The organism is Stenotrophomonas sp. RIT309 (assembly GCF_000632045.1).
GTDB lineage: Bacteria > Pseudomonadota > Gammaproteobacteria > Xanthomonadales > Xanthomonadaceae > Stenotrophomonas > Stenotrophomonas indicatrix.
The window spans coordinates 21,667-36,458 of record NZ_JFYS01000023.1 but is presented as its reverse complement, the minus strand read 5'-3'; the positions used below and the strand labels follow the sequence as shown (position 1 = coordinate 36,458).

Annotated in this window: 14 protein-coding genes; 2 read left to right on the top strand and 12 right to left on the bottom strand. The window is 66.4% G+C overall.

Translation table 11 applies throughout. The features are described from left to right. Positions 1-165: 165 nt before the first annotated feature. From BW38_RS07595 to BW38_RS07630, 8 genes are all read right to left on the bottom strand, one after another. Entirely contained in the window at positions 166-513 is a 348-nt protein-coding gene (locus tag BW38_RS07595; protein ID WP_025878793.1) for a lipid-A-disaccharide synthase N-terminal domain-containing protein, read from the bottom strand. Continuing rightward, a complete protein-coding gene (locus BW38_RS07600; RefSeq protein ID WP_025878792.1) occupies positions 513-1,235 on the bottom strand; it encodes a glycosyltransferase family 2 protein in 723 nt (240 codons plus the stop codon). The genes BW38_RS07595 and BW38_RS07600 overlap by 1 nt, the downstream gene beginning before the upstream one ends. Positions 1,236-1,325: 90 nt before the next feature. Next, positions 1,326-2,291 (bottom strand): NAD-dependent epimerase/dehydratase family protein, encoded by a 966-nt coding sequence (locus BW38_RS07605; RefSeq protein ID WP_025878791.1) that lies wholly within the window; start codon positions 2,289-2,291, stop codon positions 1,326-1,328. Between the two features lie 64 nt (positions 2,292-2,355). After that, positions 2,356-3,081: a suppressor of fused domain protein gene (locus tag BW38_RS07610; protein ID WP_032976777.1), complete on the bottom strand. Its 726-nt coding sequence runs from the start codon at positions 3,079-3,081 to the stop codon at positions 2,356-2,358. 142 nt (positions 3,082-3,223) lie between these two features. Then, complete coding sequence (locus tag BW38_RS07615) at positions 3,224-4,147, bottom strand: ParB/RepB/Spo0J family partition protein (RefSeq protein ID WP_025878789.1); 924 nt, start codon at positions 4,145-4,147, stop codon at positions 3,224-3,226. Beyond that, entirely contained in the window at positions 4,147-4,944 is a 798-nt protein-coding gene (locus tag BW38_RS07620; protein ID WP_032976776.1) for a ParA family protein, read from the bottom strand. Before BW38_RS07620 ends, BW38_RS07615 begins: the two co-directional genes overlap by 1 nt. A 112-nt stretch (positions 4,945-5,056) precedes the next feature. Beyond that, positions 5,057-5,695, bottom strand: coding sequence for a 16S rRNA (guanine(527)-N(7))-methyltransferase RsmG (gene rsmG, locus BW38_RS07625; RefSeq protein WP_025878787.1), 639 nt, complete (start codon positions 5,693-5,695; stop codon positions 5,057-5,059). A 39-nt stretch (positions 5,696-5,734) separates the two neighbouring features. Continuing rightward, a complete protein-coding gene (locus BW38_RS07630; RefSeq protein ID WP_032976775.1) occupies positions 5,735-6,334 on the bottom strand; it encodes a 4'-phosphopantetheinyl transferase superfamily protein in 600 nt (199 codons plus the stop codon). 84 nt (positions 6,335-6,418) lie between these two features. Between BW38_RS07630 and BW38_RS07635 the strand changes: the two genes are divergently transcribed. Continuing rightward, on the top strand, positions 6,419-6,670 hold the full coding sequence (locus tag BW38_RS07635; RefSeq protein WP_025878785.1) for a GlsB/YeaQ/YmgE family stress response membrane protein: 252 nt from the start codon (positions 6,419-6,421) through the stop codon (positions 6,668-6,670). A gap of 72 nt (positions 6,671-6,742) precedes the next feature. Here BW38_RS07635 and xth read toward each other — a convergent pair whose 3' ends face one another. From xth to BW38_RS07655, 4 genes are all read right to left on the bottom strand, one after another. Then, positions 6,743-7,510, bottom strand: a complete 768-nt coding sequence (gene xth / locus BW38_RS07640) for an exodeoxyribonuclease III (RefSeq protein WP_032976774.1) — start codon at positions 7,508-7,510, stop codon at positions 6,743-6,745. Between the two features lie 268 nt (positions 7,511-7,778). Then, positions 7,779-9,188: a coniferyl aldehyde dehydrogenase gene (locus tag BW38_RS07645; protein ID WP_032976773.1), complete on the bottom strand. Its 1,410-nt coding sequence runs from the start codon at positions 9,186-9,188 to the stop codon at positions 7,779-7,781. A gap of 198 nt (positions 9,189-9,386) precedes the next feature. Next, the gene (locus BW38_RS07650; protein ID WP_025878778.1) at positions 9,387-11,042 is read right to left on the bottom strand and encodes an MFS transporter; all 1,656 of its coding nucleotides are present in this window, start codon (positions 11,040-11,042) and stop codon (positions 9,387-9,389) included. 113 nt (positions 11,043-11,155) lie between these two features. Then, a complete protein-coding gene (locus tag BW38_RS07655; RefSeq protein WP_025878777.1) occupies positions 11,156-12,577 on the bottom strand; it encodes a DcaP family trimeric outer membrane transporter in 1,422 nt (473 codons plus the stop codon). A gap of 245 nt (positions 12,578-12,822) precedes the next feature. On the opposite strand from BW38_RS07655, the gene acs reads away from it, so the two are divergent. Continuing rightward, positions 12,823-14,766 (top strand): acetate--CoA ligase, encoded by a 1,944-nt coding sequence (gene acs, locus BW38_RS07660; protein WP_025878776.1) that lies wholly within the window; start codon positions 12,823-12,825, stop codon positions 14,764-14,766. Positions 14,767-14,792: the final 26 nt, after the last annotated feature.

Sequence of the window (14,792 nt, the reverse complement as noted above, 5' to 3'; positions counted from 1 at the left end):
TAGATCCACGCCATGCGTGGATGCTCCTGCCGCGGACGCATCGGGCCAACCAAGGTCGGCATCACCCGGGCACGGCGGCGCCTGCGTGGCCACTCTGGTAGCTGCCAACCTTGGTTGGCACCCGGAGAAAACCAGCGCCGACCAAGGTCGGCGTCTACCAGGGCGTCAGTGACTGGCCTTGTCCCGCTTCCAGCCGCGATGCTTGATGTCCAGCTGCAGGCTGTACAACGCGGTGAACGCCGGGAACAGGTTCTGCAGCACGCCCACCGAGTCCTGCTTGGCCGAGAACAGGAAGTAGCTCAGCGTCATCAGGCTGCCGACCACGCTCATGTACCAGAACAGGCGCGGGATCACCGGCTTGCCGGCGCGCTTGGAGGCGACGAACTGGACCAGCCAACGGCCACCGAACATCAACGCGCCTGTGTAGCCGATCAGCTTCCAGCCGGTCACATGCAGGCCGGTCCAGTACAACCAGGTCAGCGGCTGGTCCAGCCAGTGCAGCTCCAGATCCATCAACGCTCCTCCACCGCAGTGCGCTTGCTGCGGGTGATCAGCCAGGCCACGCCACGCAGGTCACGGATGCCGACCAGCGCGCGGCCCAGGTTGTTGTACTTGGACACGCCGGCCGTACGGTGGCGATGGTTGACCGGCACGCTGGTGGTCTTCCAGCCGGCACGCTGCATCAGCGCCGGCAGGTAGCGATGCATGTGGTCGAAGTACGGCAGATCGAGGAAGGCGTTGCGCTCGAACAGCTTGATGCCGCAGCCGGTATCGGGGGTGTCATCGCGCAGCATGCGCGCGCGGATGGCATTGGCCCACTTGCTGGCCCAGCGCTTGCTGCCGCTGTCCTGGCGGTTGACGCGCCAGCCGGCGAACAGCTTCACCTGGGCATCGGCCGCATCACGGGCGTCCAGCAGCTTGGGGATGTCGGCCGGATCGTTCTGGCCATCACCGTCGAGGGTGGCGATCCACGGCGCACGCGCGTGCTTGACGCCGGTACGTACCGCGGTGCTCTGCCCGCTCTGCGAGACGTGGTGCAGCACGCGCAGCTCCGGCGTGGTGGCCTTCAGGCCCTGCAGCACGGCCAGGGTGTCATCGCGCGAATGATCGTCGATGTAGACGATCTCGAACGGCAGCCGTCCGCGCAGTGCAGCGGTGATTTCGGCCACCAGGGGCGCGACGTTGTCGCGCTCGTTGAATACGGGGACAACGACGGACAGCTCGGGTTGGCTCATGGGGGGACTCGGCCAAGGAGGGACAAAGACCGCGCATTTTCCGAAGCCGAGGTTATCCGAAGATGAATCCGGCGGCGTGAGGATCGGTTTTCAGGCGCGATCAGCAAAATACTCGCGACACCACTGCACCACCGGCGGCAGGCCCTGTTCGATCGGCATGACCGGTTCGTAGCCAAATGCGTCATGTGCGCGCCGGGTATCGGCCATCGTGCGCACCATGTCACCCGGCTGCATCGGCTTGTAGACCTTCTGCGCGGGGCGACCGGCGGCCTGCTCGATCACGCCGATGAAGCGCTCCAGCTCGACCGGCGTGTGGTTGCCGAGGTTGAACACCCGGTGCGGCACCGGACCATCAGCCGGATGCGCGAGGGCGCCGAGAATACCGGCCACGATGTCGGAGACATGTGTGAAATCGCGCTGCATGCGGCCTTCGTTGAACACATCGATCGAACGACCGGCCAGCACCGCGCGCGAGAACAGCAGCGGCGCCATGTCCGGCCGGCCCCACGGGCCATACACGGTGAAGAAGCGCAGGCCCGTGGCACGCAGGCCATACAGCTGTGCGTAGGTGTAGGCCATCAGTTCATTGGCGGCCTTGGTGGCGGCGTACAGCGAGCGCGGCTGGTCCACGCGCTGGTCTTCGGAAAACGGCGGCGTGGCCGAATCGCCGTACACCGAACTGCTGGACGCATACACCAGATGCTGCACGCCACGGTGGCGGCACAGCTCGAGCATGTTGACGAAGCCGACCAGGTTGCTGTCGACGTAGGCGTGCGGGTTTTCCAGCGAATAGCGCACACCGGCCTGCGCAGCCAGGTGGATCACCGCGGTCGGCTGTACTTCCTCGAACAGCGCGGCCAGGCCGTCGCGGTCGGTCAGGTCCAGCGTGCGCAGGTCCAGCGTCGGGCACAGTGCGGCCACGCGGTCGCGCTTGATCTGTGGGTCGTAGTAATCGTTGAAGTTGTCCAGGCCGACCACCGACTGGCCCGCATCAAGCAGGGCACGAGCGGTGTAGGCACCGATGAAGCCGGCTGCGCCGGTGAGCAGGATGGTCATTGCGGTGAGCCTGGAATTCAACGGTCAATTCAGTAGTGATGGCGTCTGATGGTACGCGCAGGGCCTAGAACAGGCCGAAACGCTTCTTGGCCACATTGGTGCGCCCCGGCTGGATGACATCCTGGATGTTCTTCGCATCGAAGCGATCCAGCAGGGTTTCCGAATCCTTTTTCAGCTTCAGGTCCATCTCTTCCGGGTACAGCGGCACGATCGCCATGAACTCGATGGTGGTGCCGTCTTCCAGTGCCAGCGTGCCGAAGTCGTCCGGGGTCGTGACCGGCGGAAGCACGATGGCGCCATCGAACCCCACGCCCGGTGCATAGGGCTCGGACGGATGGCCGTTGGGAATGGTGTGGCCGAAGCCCAGCCAGGTGTCGTACTCGTGCGGCAGCCGCGCCAGGGTCTTCAGCAGGCGCACCGGCCAATAGTTGCGCTCATCCTCGAAGGCATCCTGGGTGATCGGCCAATCCGCTGGCAGGGTCACCATCAGTTCCATGTGCCGGGGGGCGTCCACCTCGTCGGGCACGGCCATCGGCAGATCGCTCATGCCCGAGGTCACCAGCCGCAGGTACGGGCACTCGTCGGTGGCGGGCACCACATGCACGTCGATGTGCACGATATCGGAGATGATTTCATGGAAGACCCCGGAGATCGGGCCAAGATGGCGCTCGATGTGCGCGCTGATCTCCTCGATGTGCGACTCCCCCTGGGCCGGGGTGAAGTCCTTCTCGCGGCTGTGCACGAGGATCGGGCTGCCGCCCGGGCTGACGTCGTCTACTTCAATGGTCATGTCCTGCTCCCTGGATGAGCCACGGGGCGGAGCGGCCCACCTGCGGTGGACGACGCGGCCTCCGGCACGCGCGGCGGTGCGTTCCCTGCAATCGACGGCATACGGCAGGAACGGGCCGTGCGCCCATGAAGATGCGCCGGGGTCAGCCCTGGCGCGTGCGCAGCCGCTCCAGCACGCCATCGAGCGTGTCCAGGTTGGCGTAATGGATGATCAGCTTGCCCTTGCCGCCGCGGCCATGATTGATGGCAACCGAGGTACCCAGCACTTCGGACAGCTCGGTCTCCAGCGAGGCGATATCGGCCTGCTGCACCTTGGCCACCGGCTGCGGGCGGTTGCTCGGCACCTTGCCGGCGGCAAACGCCTGCGCGCGGCGCTCGACCTCGCGCACCGACCAGCCTTCGTCGGCCGCTTCCTGGGCCAGCTTGCTGGCCAGTTCCGGGGCCAGCGTCAGCAGCGCGCGGGCGTGCCCCATCTCCAGCCGACGCGTTTCCAGCAGCAGGCGGATGGCGATCGGCAGCTCCAGCAGGCGCAGCAGGTTGGACACCGCCGCGCGCGAGCGACCGACGGCCTCGGCGGCCTCGGCATGGGTCAGGGTGAATTCGCTGATGAGGCGCTGCAGCGCTTCGGCTTCTTCCAGCGGGTTGAGGTCTTCGCGCTGGATGTTCTCGATCAGCGCCATCGCGATGACGGTGCGGTCTTCCAGCTCGCGCACCACCACCGGCACTTCGTCCAGGCCGGCCAGCTGCGAGGCGCGCCAGCGACGTTCACCGGCGACGATCTCGAAGTTGCCTGCCGGCAGCTGACGCACCAGGATCGGCTGGATCACGCCCTGCGACTTGATCGAGTCGGCCAGTTCGGACAGCTTGCCCTGGTCCATCTCGCGACGCGGCTGGTACTTGCCCGGCTGCAGCTGGCCTACCGGCAGCTTGCGCAGCACTTCACCGGGCAGCGGCTCGATCACCGCCGTACTGGCCTGCACCTGGCTGACCGCGCCCTTCGGACCGAGCAGTGCGTCCAGGCCGCGGCCGAGGCCTCGCTTCTTGGCTGCAGGCTTGCTGCTGGTCATCAGACGGTCTCCACGGCCTTGCTGGCCTTGTTGCGTTCGTTGTTGCGACGGATGATCTCGCCGGCCAGGCCGAGGTAGGCCACGCCGCCGCGCGAAGCACGATCGTAGCCGACGATGCTCTGGCCATGGCTGGGCGCCTCGGCCAGGCGCACGTTGCGCGGCACGATGGTGCGGAACACCCGGTCGCCGAAGTGCTCGGTGAGCTCGGCCGACACGGCATTGGCCAGGTTGTTGCGCACGTCGAACATGGTGCGCAGCACGCCTTCGATCTCCAGCGCCGGGTTGAGGTTGGCACGCAGCGCTTCGATGGTTTCCACCAGCGCGCTCAGGCCTTCCAGTGCGTAGTACTCGCACTGCATCGGCACGATCACCGAATCGGCGGCGGCCAGTGCGTTGAGGGTCAGCAGCGAGAGCGCCGGCGGGCAGTCGATCAGGATGTAGTCGTACTCATCGCGGATCGGTGCCAGCGCGCGCTTCAGGCGCTGCTCGCGCTCGCTCTGCGCCATCAGCTGGATCTCGGCCGCGGTCAGGTCGATGTTGCCCGGCAGCAGGTCGTAGCCTTCGGCGGTCTGCACGCGCACGTCGGCGGCGCTGGACTCGCCCAGCAGCAGGTCGTAGGTGGAGGAGACCAGCTCGCGCTTGTCCACGCCACTGCCCATGGTCGCGTTGCCCTGGGAATCCAGGTCGACCAACAGCACGCGCTTGGGTGCGTTGGCCAGGGAAGCGGCCAGGTTGACGGCGGTCGTGGTCTTGCCGACGCCACCCTTCTGGTTGGCGATGGCGATGATGCGGGCCATGCGGGTGTGCCTCGTCGACGTGTGCTGGGACCGGTCATTATGCGTACAACCGGGCCCGTGCGGAAATCGTGGATCGCCAACCGCTTGTTCCACAAGGGGCGGGCGGCGGGGTTCAGGGACCTGTGACGGTGACCAGATGGCGTTCACCGGCCAGGCCGGGCACGCTCAGCGGGACCACCTCGCGCACCTGCCAACCGGCCGGCAGCGCTGCGATCTCCTCATGCGGGTAGACGCCTTTCATGGCCAGCAACACGCCGCCGGGGCGCAGCAGGTGGCCACCGACGCGGACGATGCCGGCCAGGGTGTCCATCGCGCGCGCGGTCAGCTGGTCGTAGCTGCCCGGCTCGGCCAGCGCTTCGGCGCGCGATTCGGCCACGCGGGCATTGCCCAGGCCCAGCTGGCGCACGGCCTCGCGCATGAAGCGGGCCTTCTTGCCGTTGCTTTCCACCAGGGTGACCTGCAGGCCCGGGCAGGCGATCGCCAGCGGGATGCCCGGCAACCCGGGGCCGGTACCGAGGTCGGCCAGGCTGCCATCGGCCACGAACGGCTGCATCGCCAGCGAATCGAGCAGATGGCGGGTGACCATTTCCTGCGGATCGCGGATGGCGGTGAGGTTGTAGGTGCCGTTCCAGCGGTGCAGCAGCGCCAGGTAGCGCAGCAGCGGCGGGGCCAGCTCGGCGGCCAGGCCCATGCTGGCCAGGCCCTGCTGCAGCGTGTTCGCTACGCCGGCGGGAAGATCGTGTTCGCTCATGCCGGCATTATCGCCGGTTTTCGCCGTTGATTCGCCGATTCACTGCGGATACCAGGCCAATGCGGCGCGGAATTGTCCGCTGGCCTGCCATTCGTGCAGGTGCCAGCGCGCGGCCTCGCCCAGCTCCGGGTCACACCAGCGCAGGTGCAGGGCGCCATCGTCGGCCGGGGCCAGCTGCAGGCGGTGCAGGCCGAAGGAAATGCCCTGCCCGTGCGCCTTCAGCATCGCTTCCTTGGCACACCAGACGCGGAAGAACCAATGTTCGCGGTCGGCCTCGTCCAAGCCTTGCAGCCACGCCACTTCGTCGGGATGGAAGAAGCGCTGGATGATTTCCAGCATGCGCGGGCGCGGCCGCAGCAGTTCCAGGTCCACGCCCAGCCGCACGCCCTCGCCCAGCGCTACCAGCAGCACCTCGCCGCTGTGGCTCCAGCCGGTGCCGTAGTGGGCGAGCGCGCCGCTCAGTTCCGGCCGGCCCTTGTCGTCGCGCACCAGCGGCAGCGCATCCGGCTCGCCGCCCAAGGCCTGTGCCAGCACCTGCCGGGCCTGCGGCTCACCGCGCTGGCCGGGGACGTGCGGGCAGCGCCAGACGGTAACCGGACCAAACCGCCAGGGGCCCTCAAGGGTGGCTGGCAGGCTCATCCGCACGCGCCCGTCACAGGATTGCACAGCGGGTTCACGGCATTGCGCGTCAACTGGACGCGGTTATCCACCGGAGAGTCGATCATGGGCATCATCATCTGGCTGATCGTCGGCGGCATCGTCGGCTGGCTGGCAAGCATCATCATGAAGCGCGATGGCCAGCAGGGCATCATCCTCAACATCGTGGTGGGCATCGTCGGCGCACTGATTTCCGGCTGGCTGTTCGGCGGCGGCATCAATGAAGCGATCACCCTGCGCACGTTCCTGTTCTCGCTGATCGGCGCGGTGATTCTTCTGGCCATCGTCAACCTGTTCACCCGCAAGAGCATACGCTGACGCGGCGGTAGTGCCGGCCGCTGGCCGGCAGATGCATCGCAACGGGCCCGGCAATCGCCGGGCCCCGTTCGTTCAACCCAATTCCACCCACGCCGGCGCATGATCACTGGGACGTTCCCAGGTGCGCGGCTCGCGGTCGATGCCCGAGGCCACCGCAGTGCCCTTCAGCGCATCGGAGACCAGGGTGAGGTCGATGCGCAGACCAAGGTTGCGGCGGAAACCCGCTGCGCGGTAGTCCCACCAGCTGAAGGTGCCGGCCTCATCGTTGTGCAGGCGGAAGCCATCGTGCAGGCCCAGCTGCAGCAGCTTATTCAGTGCGCCGCGCTCGGCAGTGGAGGTCAGGATGTGGTTGTCGTTCCACACCTCCGGGTCATGCACGTCGCGCGCATCGGGGGCGATGTTGAAGTCGCCCATCACGATCAGCTTCGGATGCCGCTGCAGTTCTTCGGCGATCCACGCGTGCACCGCCTCCAGCCAGCGCAGCTTGTACTCGTACTTATCGGTGCCCACGTCCTGGCCGTTGACCACGTACAGGTTGATCACCCGCAGGTCGCCGAAGGTGCCGGCGATGACCCGCTTCTGCTCGTCCTCGAAGCCGGGAATGCCGATCTGCACGTCCTGCGCCGGCTCGCGCGACACCAGCGCCACGCCGTTGTAGGTCTTCTGCCCGGCGAACACGCTGCGGTAACCGGCGGCGACCAGCGCCGAGTCGGGGAACTTGTGGTCCTCCAGCTTGGTTTCCTGGATGCCGACGATGTCCGGGCCGAAGTCCTTGAGCCACTGCTCCAGGTGCGGCAGGCGGACATTGAGCGAATTGACGTTCCACGAGGCGATTTTCATGCGGGCATTCTACCCGGGTGGGCTTGGGTAGAGGCCGACCTTGGTCGGCGCTTTGCTTCCCGCTGTTGCCTTCGTAGAGGCCGACCTTGGTCGGCGCTTGGGGTTCACGCGCGCCAACCAAGGTTGGCCCCTACCGGAACCGGCCGCACGGGTTGGCCCATACCGGTAGTGCCGGCCGCTGGCCGGCAACCCGATGACCCTTCCGGCAAGACCCTGCACCTGCCGGCCAGCGGCCGGCACTACCACTGGATTCACGCCCTTCCTGGATTCACCGCAGCAGCAGTTTCAACAGCCCCGCAATCTTCGAATACGGCGGCCGCAGGCGATCACTGGCCGCCCAGCGCGACTGCCACAGCACCGGCAACAGCTTGCTCATCGCATCAAACCCGGCCCGCCCGTGGTACGCACCCATGCCACTGGCGCCCACCCCACCAAACGGCAAGCCATCGGCGGCGAAGTGCAGCAGCGTATCGTTGACCGTGACCCCGCCGGCCAGCACCTGGCCGAGAATGCGCTCCACCGTGGCCGTGTCATGGCTGAAGGGATACAGCGCCAGTGGCCGGTCGCGGGCCACGATGTCGGCCAGCGCCGCATCTAGGTCCGGATAGGCGCGCACCGGCAGGATCGGGCCGAAGATCTCATCGCGCATCAGGTCCAGGTCATCCGGCGGGTCCAGCACCACGGTCGGCACCAGCAGCCGCTCGCGATCGGCGCGCGCCTCATCCACCTGCGCCAGCGGAATCACCGGCACCCCGCGTTCGCGGGCCTGCACCAGATAGCCCTGCAGGCGACGGTACTGGCCCTCATTGATGATCCGCGTGTAGTCGGCGGCATCGCTGAAATCGCCATAGCGCTCACGCACCTGCTGCTGCAGCGCCTGCACGAACTCACGCTGGCGCACGCTGTCGATCAGCACGTAATCCGGCGCGATGCAGGTCTGGCCGGCGTTGAACCACTTGCCGGTGGCCAACCGCGCGGCGGCTTTGTCCAACGGGAAATCACGGCAGACGATCGCCGGCGACTTGCCGCCCAGTTCCAGCGTCAGCGGCACCAGATGCTCGGCCGCCGCCGCCATCACCTTGCGGCCGACCGCGGTGGAACCGGTAAACACGAGGTGGTCCAGCGGTAGCGAAGACACCGCCGCAGCCACGTCCGCCCCACCCTGCACCACCGCTACGCGTTCGGGCGGGAACACGCTGGCCAGCAGATCGGCCAGGAACGCGCTGGTGCGCGAGGTGTGCTCCGAAGGCTTCAACAGCACATGGTTGCCAGCGGCGATCGCGGTGGCCAGCGGCACCAACGCCAGCGTGACCGGATAATTCCACGGCGAGATCACCCCGACCACACCCAGCGGCATCGGCCGCAGCTGCGCGCGCGCCGGCCATAGTCGCCAGCCGGCGCCCACCCGCTGCGGCTTCGACCAGCGCCGCAGGTGGCGACGCAGGTGGTCGATGGCTGACAGCACGCTCATGCCGTCGGCCAGCTTTGATTCCACGTGGGCACGATGGCCGAAGTCCTCGGCGATGGCCGCAGCCATTTCGTCCATGCGGTCCTTCAACGCCGCGCGCAGGCGACGCAGGTCGGCTTCGCGCTGGTCCAGCGAAGGACGCTGGGCCTGCCAGGCGCTGCGCAGGGTGTGCAGGATGGCGGGGAGGTCGACTGGGGCGGTGGTGGTCATGGGCCGACTATACGGCGTGCTGTGCAATGTAATGGTAGTGCCGGCCGCTGGCCGGCAGCCTCATGGATCTCCGGCAGACATCGTGCAGTTGCCGGCCAGCGGCCGGCACTACCAGGGTGCGGGCCGGATAAGCGCCCCCACAAACAGAAAGGCCGTGGTCTGCACCACGGCCTCTCCTTCATTCGATGAACATCATTCTTACTTGGTGATGTCCACGTTCTTCGTCTCGCGCAGGAACAGGCCGCCAATCACCACCGACATCAGCGCGATGATGATCGGGTACCACAACCCGTAGTACAGGTTGCCGGTACCGGCCACCAGCGCGAAGGAGATCGCCGGCAGGAAGCCACCGAACCAGCCGTTGCCGATGTGGTACGGCAACGACATCGAGGTGTAGCGGATGCGGGTCGGGAACAGTTCGACCAGGTAGGCGGCGATCGGGCCGTAGACCATGGTCACGTACAGCACCAGCAGCCACAGCATCAGGATCGTGCCTGCGTAGTTGATGCGCGAACCATCGGCCTTGGCGGGATAGCCGGCACCGGTCAGCGCAGTCTTCAGCTCGGCACCGAATGCATCGGCCTTGGCCTTTCCTTCTTCCTTGGTCAGGCCGGCGGCCTCGTACGAGGTGACGCTGGCGCTGCCCACGTTGACCATCGCCAGCGAACCTGCAGCGGCCGGCTGCACGTCATACGGCACACCGGCCTTGGTCAGCGCGGCGGTGGCGACGTCGCAGGAGCTGGTGAACTTGCGCAGGCCCACCGGATCGAACTGGAAGGAGCAGGTGGTCGGGTCGGCCACGACCAGCGCCGGCGAACTGCTGCGGGCTTCTTCGATGGCCGGGTTGGCGAAGTGGGTCAGGCCCTTGAAGATCGGGATGTAGGTGATGGCGGCCAACAGGCAGCCGGCCAGGATGATCTTCTTGCGGCCGATACGGTCGGACAGCCAGCCGAAGAAGATGAAGAACGGCACGCCCAGCGCCAGCGCGGCGGCGATCAGCAGGTAGGAGGTGGTGGCGTCGACCTTCAGCATGCTGCTGAGGAAGAACAGCGCGTAGAACTGGCCGCCATACCAGACCACCGCCTGGCCCGCTGCGGCGCCGAGCAGCACCAGCAGCATCAGCTTCAGGTTGCCGCCCTTCAGGCTGTCACGGAACGGCGTCTTGGAACCCTTGCCCTCCGACTTCATCTGCTGGAACAGCGGCGACTCGCTCAGCTGCAGGCGGATCCACACCGACACGCCCAGCAGCACGATCGAGACCAGGAACGGAATGCGCCAGCCCCAGGCTTCGAACGCTTCGTTGCCGAGGAAGTAGCGGCAGGCGAGGATGATCAGCAGCGACATGAACAGGCCGAGGGTGGCCGTGCACTGGATGAAGCTGGTGTACAGGCCACGCTTGTCGTCCGGCGCGTGTTCGGCCACGTAGGTCGCCGCACCACCGTACTCGCCGCCCATGGCCAGGCCCTGGGCCAGGCGCAGGATGATCAGGATCACCGGCGCGGCGAAGCCGATCGAGGCGTAGTTGGGCAGCACACCGACCAGGAAGGTCGAGATGCCCATGATCAGGATGGTGACCAGGAAGGTGTACTTGCGGCCGATGCGGTCGCCGAGGCTGCCGAAGAAGGCCGCACCGAACGGGCGCACGAAGAAGCCGGCCGCGAAGGCCAGCAGGGCAAAGATCATGCCCGTGGTTTCATTGACGCCACTGAAGAACTGCTTGGCGATGATCGCCGCAAGCGAGCCATACAGGAAGAAGTCGTACCACTCGAAAACGGTGCCCAGGCTGGACGCGAAGATGACCTTCTTGTGTCCCTGGGTTAGTTGGGCTTTCGCCGGTGCAGGTGTTGTGGACATGGGAAGCTTTCCCTCTGTAGGTGCCGACCTCGGTCGGCACGCAGTCTAGGTAGGTGCCGACACCATTGGTCGGCACTCATTCTTGGTAGGTGCCGACCTTGGTCGGCACTCCTTTAGAAGCTGTACTTCGTAGTGAACTGCAGACGGGTGATATCGCCCTTGTTGCCGTTCTCTATCTCGCGCTTGCCGTACATCAGCTCGGCACCGACATCGACCTTGGGCAGCGGCGAGTAGAAGATGTTGCCGCGGATGCTCTGCACGCTCTTGGTCACCAGCGGGCCGAGGATGCTGTCGTTGTCGTAGTCGCTGCGCGCATAGATCAGGTTGGTGCGCAGCTTCGGCGAGAACGCATGGCGCCAACCGACATAGCCGGCGATCACACCGGTCGGGTTGAGCTCGTCACGAGCCACGTCATAGGCCGAATCCGCAGTAATGCCCAGGCCGATGTAACGGGCGATGCCCTCGCCACCGGTGAACTGGTAGTGCAGCGAATCGCTGTCACCCATCACCCACTTGCCGCCCAGGGTCAGGCCACCGGCCACCTTGTCGGCCTTTGCGCCGGTGGCCTGGTTGTCGACCTTCAGCTGACGGACGATACCGCCAACACCGAACGTGCCCCAGTCACCCTTCCAGCCATAACGCAGGGTCAGGTCCGGCAGGCTGCCGCGATCGGAGTTGGCGCTGGCATTGGTCCAGGCGCCGGTGACCGGATTGCGCGTACCGGTGAGGGTGGTCGTTTCCGGATTCTCCAGCGCGACGCTGAAGCCGCCCTGGGTGTAGCGGACCTGCGCCTGGCGCACGAAGATCACGCCATCGGTGGGACCGACGAAGTCGACCGCTTCCGGCAACGACGCCGCATCCATGAAGTTCGACCAGGTCTGGCCGGCCATCCAGTTGTTCCAGTACATGTACGCATGGCGCAGGGTCACGCCATAGGTGTTGGTGGCGGTCTGGTTGCCCAGCGAGTTGCCGAAGAAATCCATCTCGAAGAACGCGCCGGCCTTGTTGCCCGACTCGCTGACGTTGTCGATGCCCAGGTTGAAGCGCGAGAACTTGGCGTGGGCGTTGTAGTCCACGTCCGAGCGCTTGCCGCTGCCGCCGGCGCCTTCCACCGGGGTCTGTCCGGGCAGGTACAGCGAGCGGCCGGTGGCATCGTCGGCCAGCTGGCCATCGCTGGTCTGGGTGGCCAGGAAATCAGCCTTGATGAAACCGCCGATCTTGACCGTGGTGCCCGGCGCCGCGCCGGGGGTGATGGTGGTGACCTGGATCGGCTGCTTGCCCGCAGGCACCGCCGGCTTCTGTTCGGCCTGCAGCGTGCGGACGTCGGTGACCGCCTGCTGGGTCTGCACGATCTGGGTCTGTTGCTGCTGCTGCGACGCCAGCAGGGCCTGCACCTGCCGCTCCAGCTCGGCGACGCGTGACTCCAGTGCCTTCTCTTTGGCGGTCTCGGCGAACGCCATGCCCGGTGCGACCAGGGCGACCAACAGGCAGGCCGCCAAAGGTGTGCGCACGGCTTTCAACGTACGGTGGCTCATGTTGCCCTCTCTCCCAAGTGGCAAGGTGATGCCGCGCGTGGGGCACGGTCGAGCCGAGACTGCGGGGCGTTTGCACGCACCGGCTATTGGCCATTGGTCGAACCCGGGCCTGCAGGGGCCCGACTTTCGACCAAGGTCTAACCGAAGTGGTGACGCGACCGGGGGTGGATGGGGCAAACTGAGGGGGAACGGCTGCTGCAATGCTGCGGCTGCACACACAAAGTCAACGTGCAAGTGAGGGTGCCATGGCTGATCTCTACCCTGTCGATCCGCAGTTCGCCGCCAAGGCGCGTATCGACAAGAACACCTATGAACAGCAGTACCAGGCCTCGGTGTCCGATCCGGATGCGTTCTGGGGCAAGGCCGCCGAGCGGCTGGACTGGTCGCGCAAGCCGACGAAGATCAAGAACGTCAGCTACGACCTGTCCGACTTCCACATCAAGTGGTTCGAAGATGGCGAGCTCAACGCCAGCGTGAACTGCCTGGACCGCCAGCTGGAAAAGCGCGGCGACAAGACTGCCCTGCTGTTCGAGCCGGACAGCCCGGACGCGCCGGCCCAGCACGTGACCTATCGCGAGCTGTACGAGCGCACCTGCCGTCTCGGCAACGCGCTGCGCAACCTGGGCGTCAAGAAGGGCGACCGGGTCACCATCTACCTGCCGATGATCGTCGACGCTGCCGTGGCCATGCTGGCCTGCGCGCGCATCGGTGCGATCCACTCGGTGGTGTTCGGTGGCTTCGCCCCGAATTCGATCGCCGACCGTGTCAGCGACTGCCAGAGCAAGCTGATCATCACCGCCGACGAAGGCCTGCGCGGTGGCCGGAAGATTCCGCTGAAGGCCAACGTCGATGCGGCGCTGAAGCTGCCCGGCACCAATACCGTGGAAACCGTGCTGGTGGTGCGCCACACCGGCGGTGCGGTGGACATGCAGGCCCCGCGCGACCGCTGGTTCCATGATGTGGTCGACAGCCAGCCGGCCAGCTGCGAGCCGGAACCGATGAACGCCGAGGATCCGCTGTTCATCCTCTACACCTCCGGTTCCACCGGCAAGCCGAAGGGCGTGCTGCACACCACCGCCGGCTACCTGCTGTACGCGGCCTACACCCATGAAGCGGTGTTCGACCTGCGCGAGGACGACATCTACTGGTGCACCGCCGACGTCGGCTGGGTCACCGGCCACAGCTACATCGTGTACGGCCCGCTGGCCAACGGCGCGACCTCGCTGATGTTCGAAGGCGTGCCGAACTACCCGGACACCTCGCGCTTCTGGAACGTGATCGACAAGCACAAGGTGTCGATCTTCTACACCGCCCCCACCGCCATCCGTGCGCTGATGCGCGAAGGCGAGGAGCCGGTGAAGAAGACCTCGCGCGCTTCGCTGCGCCTGCTTGGCAGCGTCGGCGAACCGATCAATCCGGAAGCCTGGCGCTGGTACTACGAAGTGGTCGGCGACAGCCGTTGCCCGATCGTCGATACCTGGTGGCAGACCGAGACCGGCGGCATCCTGATCTCGCCGCTGGCCGGTGCGATGGATCTGAAACCGGGTTCGGCCACCCTGCCCTTCTTCGGCGTGCAGCCGGCCCTGGTCAATGCCGATGGCGAGATCAAGGACGGCCCGACCGAAGGCAACCTGATCATCCGTGACTCCTGGCCGGGCCAGATGCGCACGGTGTACGGCGACCACCAGCGCTTCATCGACACCTACTTCCGCACTTACCCGGGCAGCTACTTCACCGGTGACGGCTGCCGCCGCGACGAAGACGGCTACTACTGGATCACCGGCCGCGTGGACGATGTGATCAACGTGTCCGGCCACCGCATCGGCACCGCCGAAGTGGAAAGCGCGCTGGTCTCGCACCCGAAGGTGGCCGAAGCCGCCGTGGTCGGCTTCCCGCACGACGTGAAGGGCCAGGGCATCTATGCCTACGTCACCCTGGTGGCCGAGGAGGCGCCCAGCGACGAGCTGCAGAAGGAGCTGGTCGCCTGGGTGCGCAAGGAGATCGGGCCGATCGCCACGCCCGACCACCTGCAGTGGGCGCCGGGCCTGCCGAAGACCCGTTCGGGCAAGATCATGCGCCGCATCCTGCGCAAGATCGCCGAGAACGCACCGGACCAGCTCGGCGACACCTCGACCCTGGCCGATCCATCGGTCGTGGCGTCGCTGGTGGACGAGCGCAAGGTGCGCTGACGTACGACCCGGGGTCGGATCCCTTT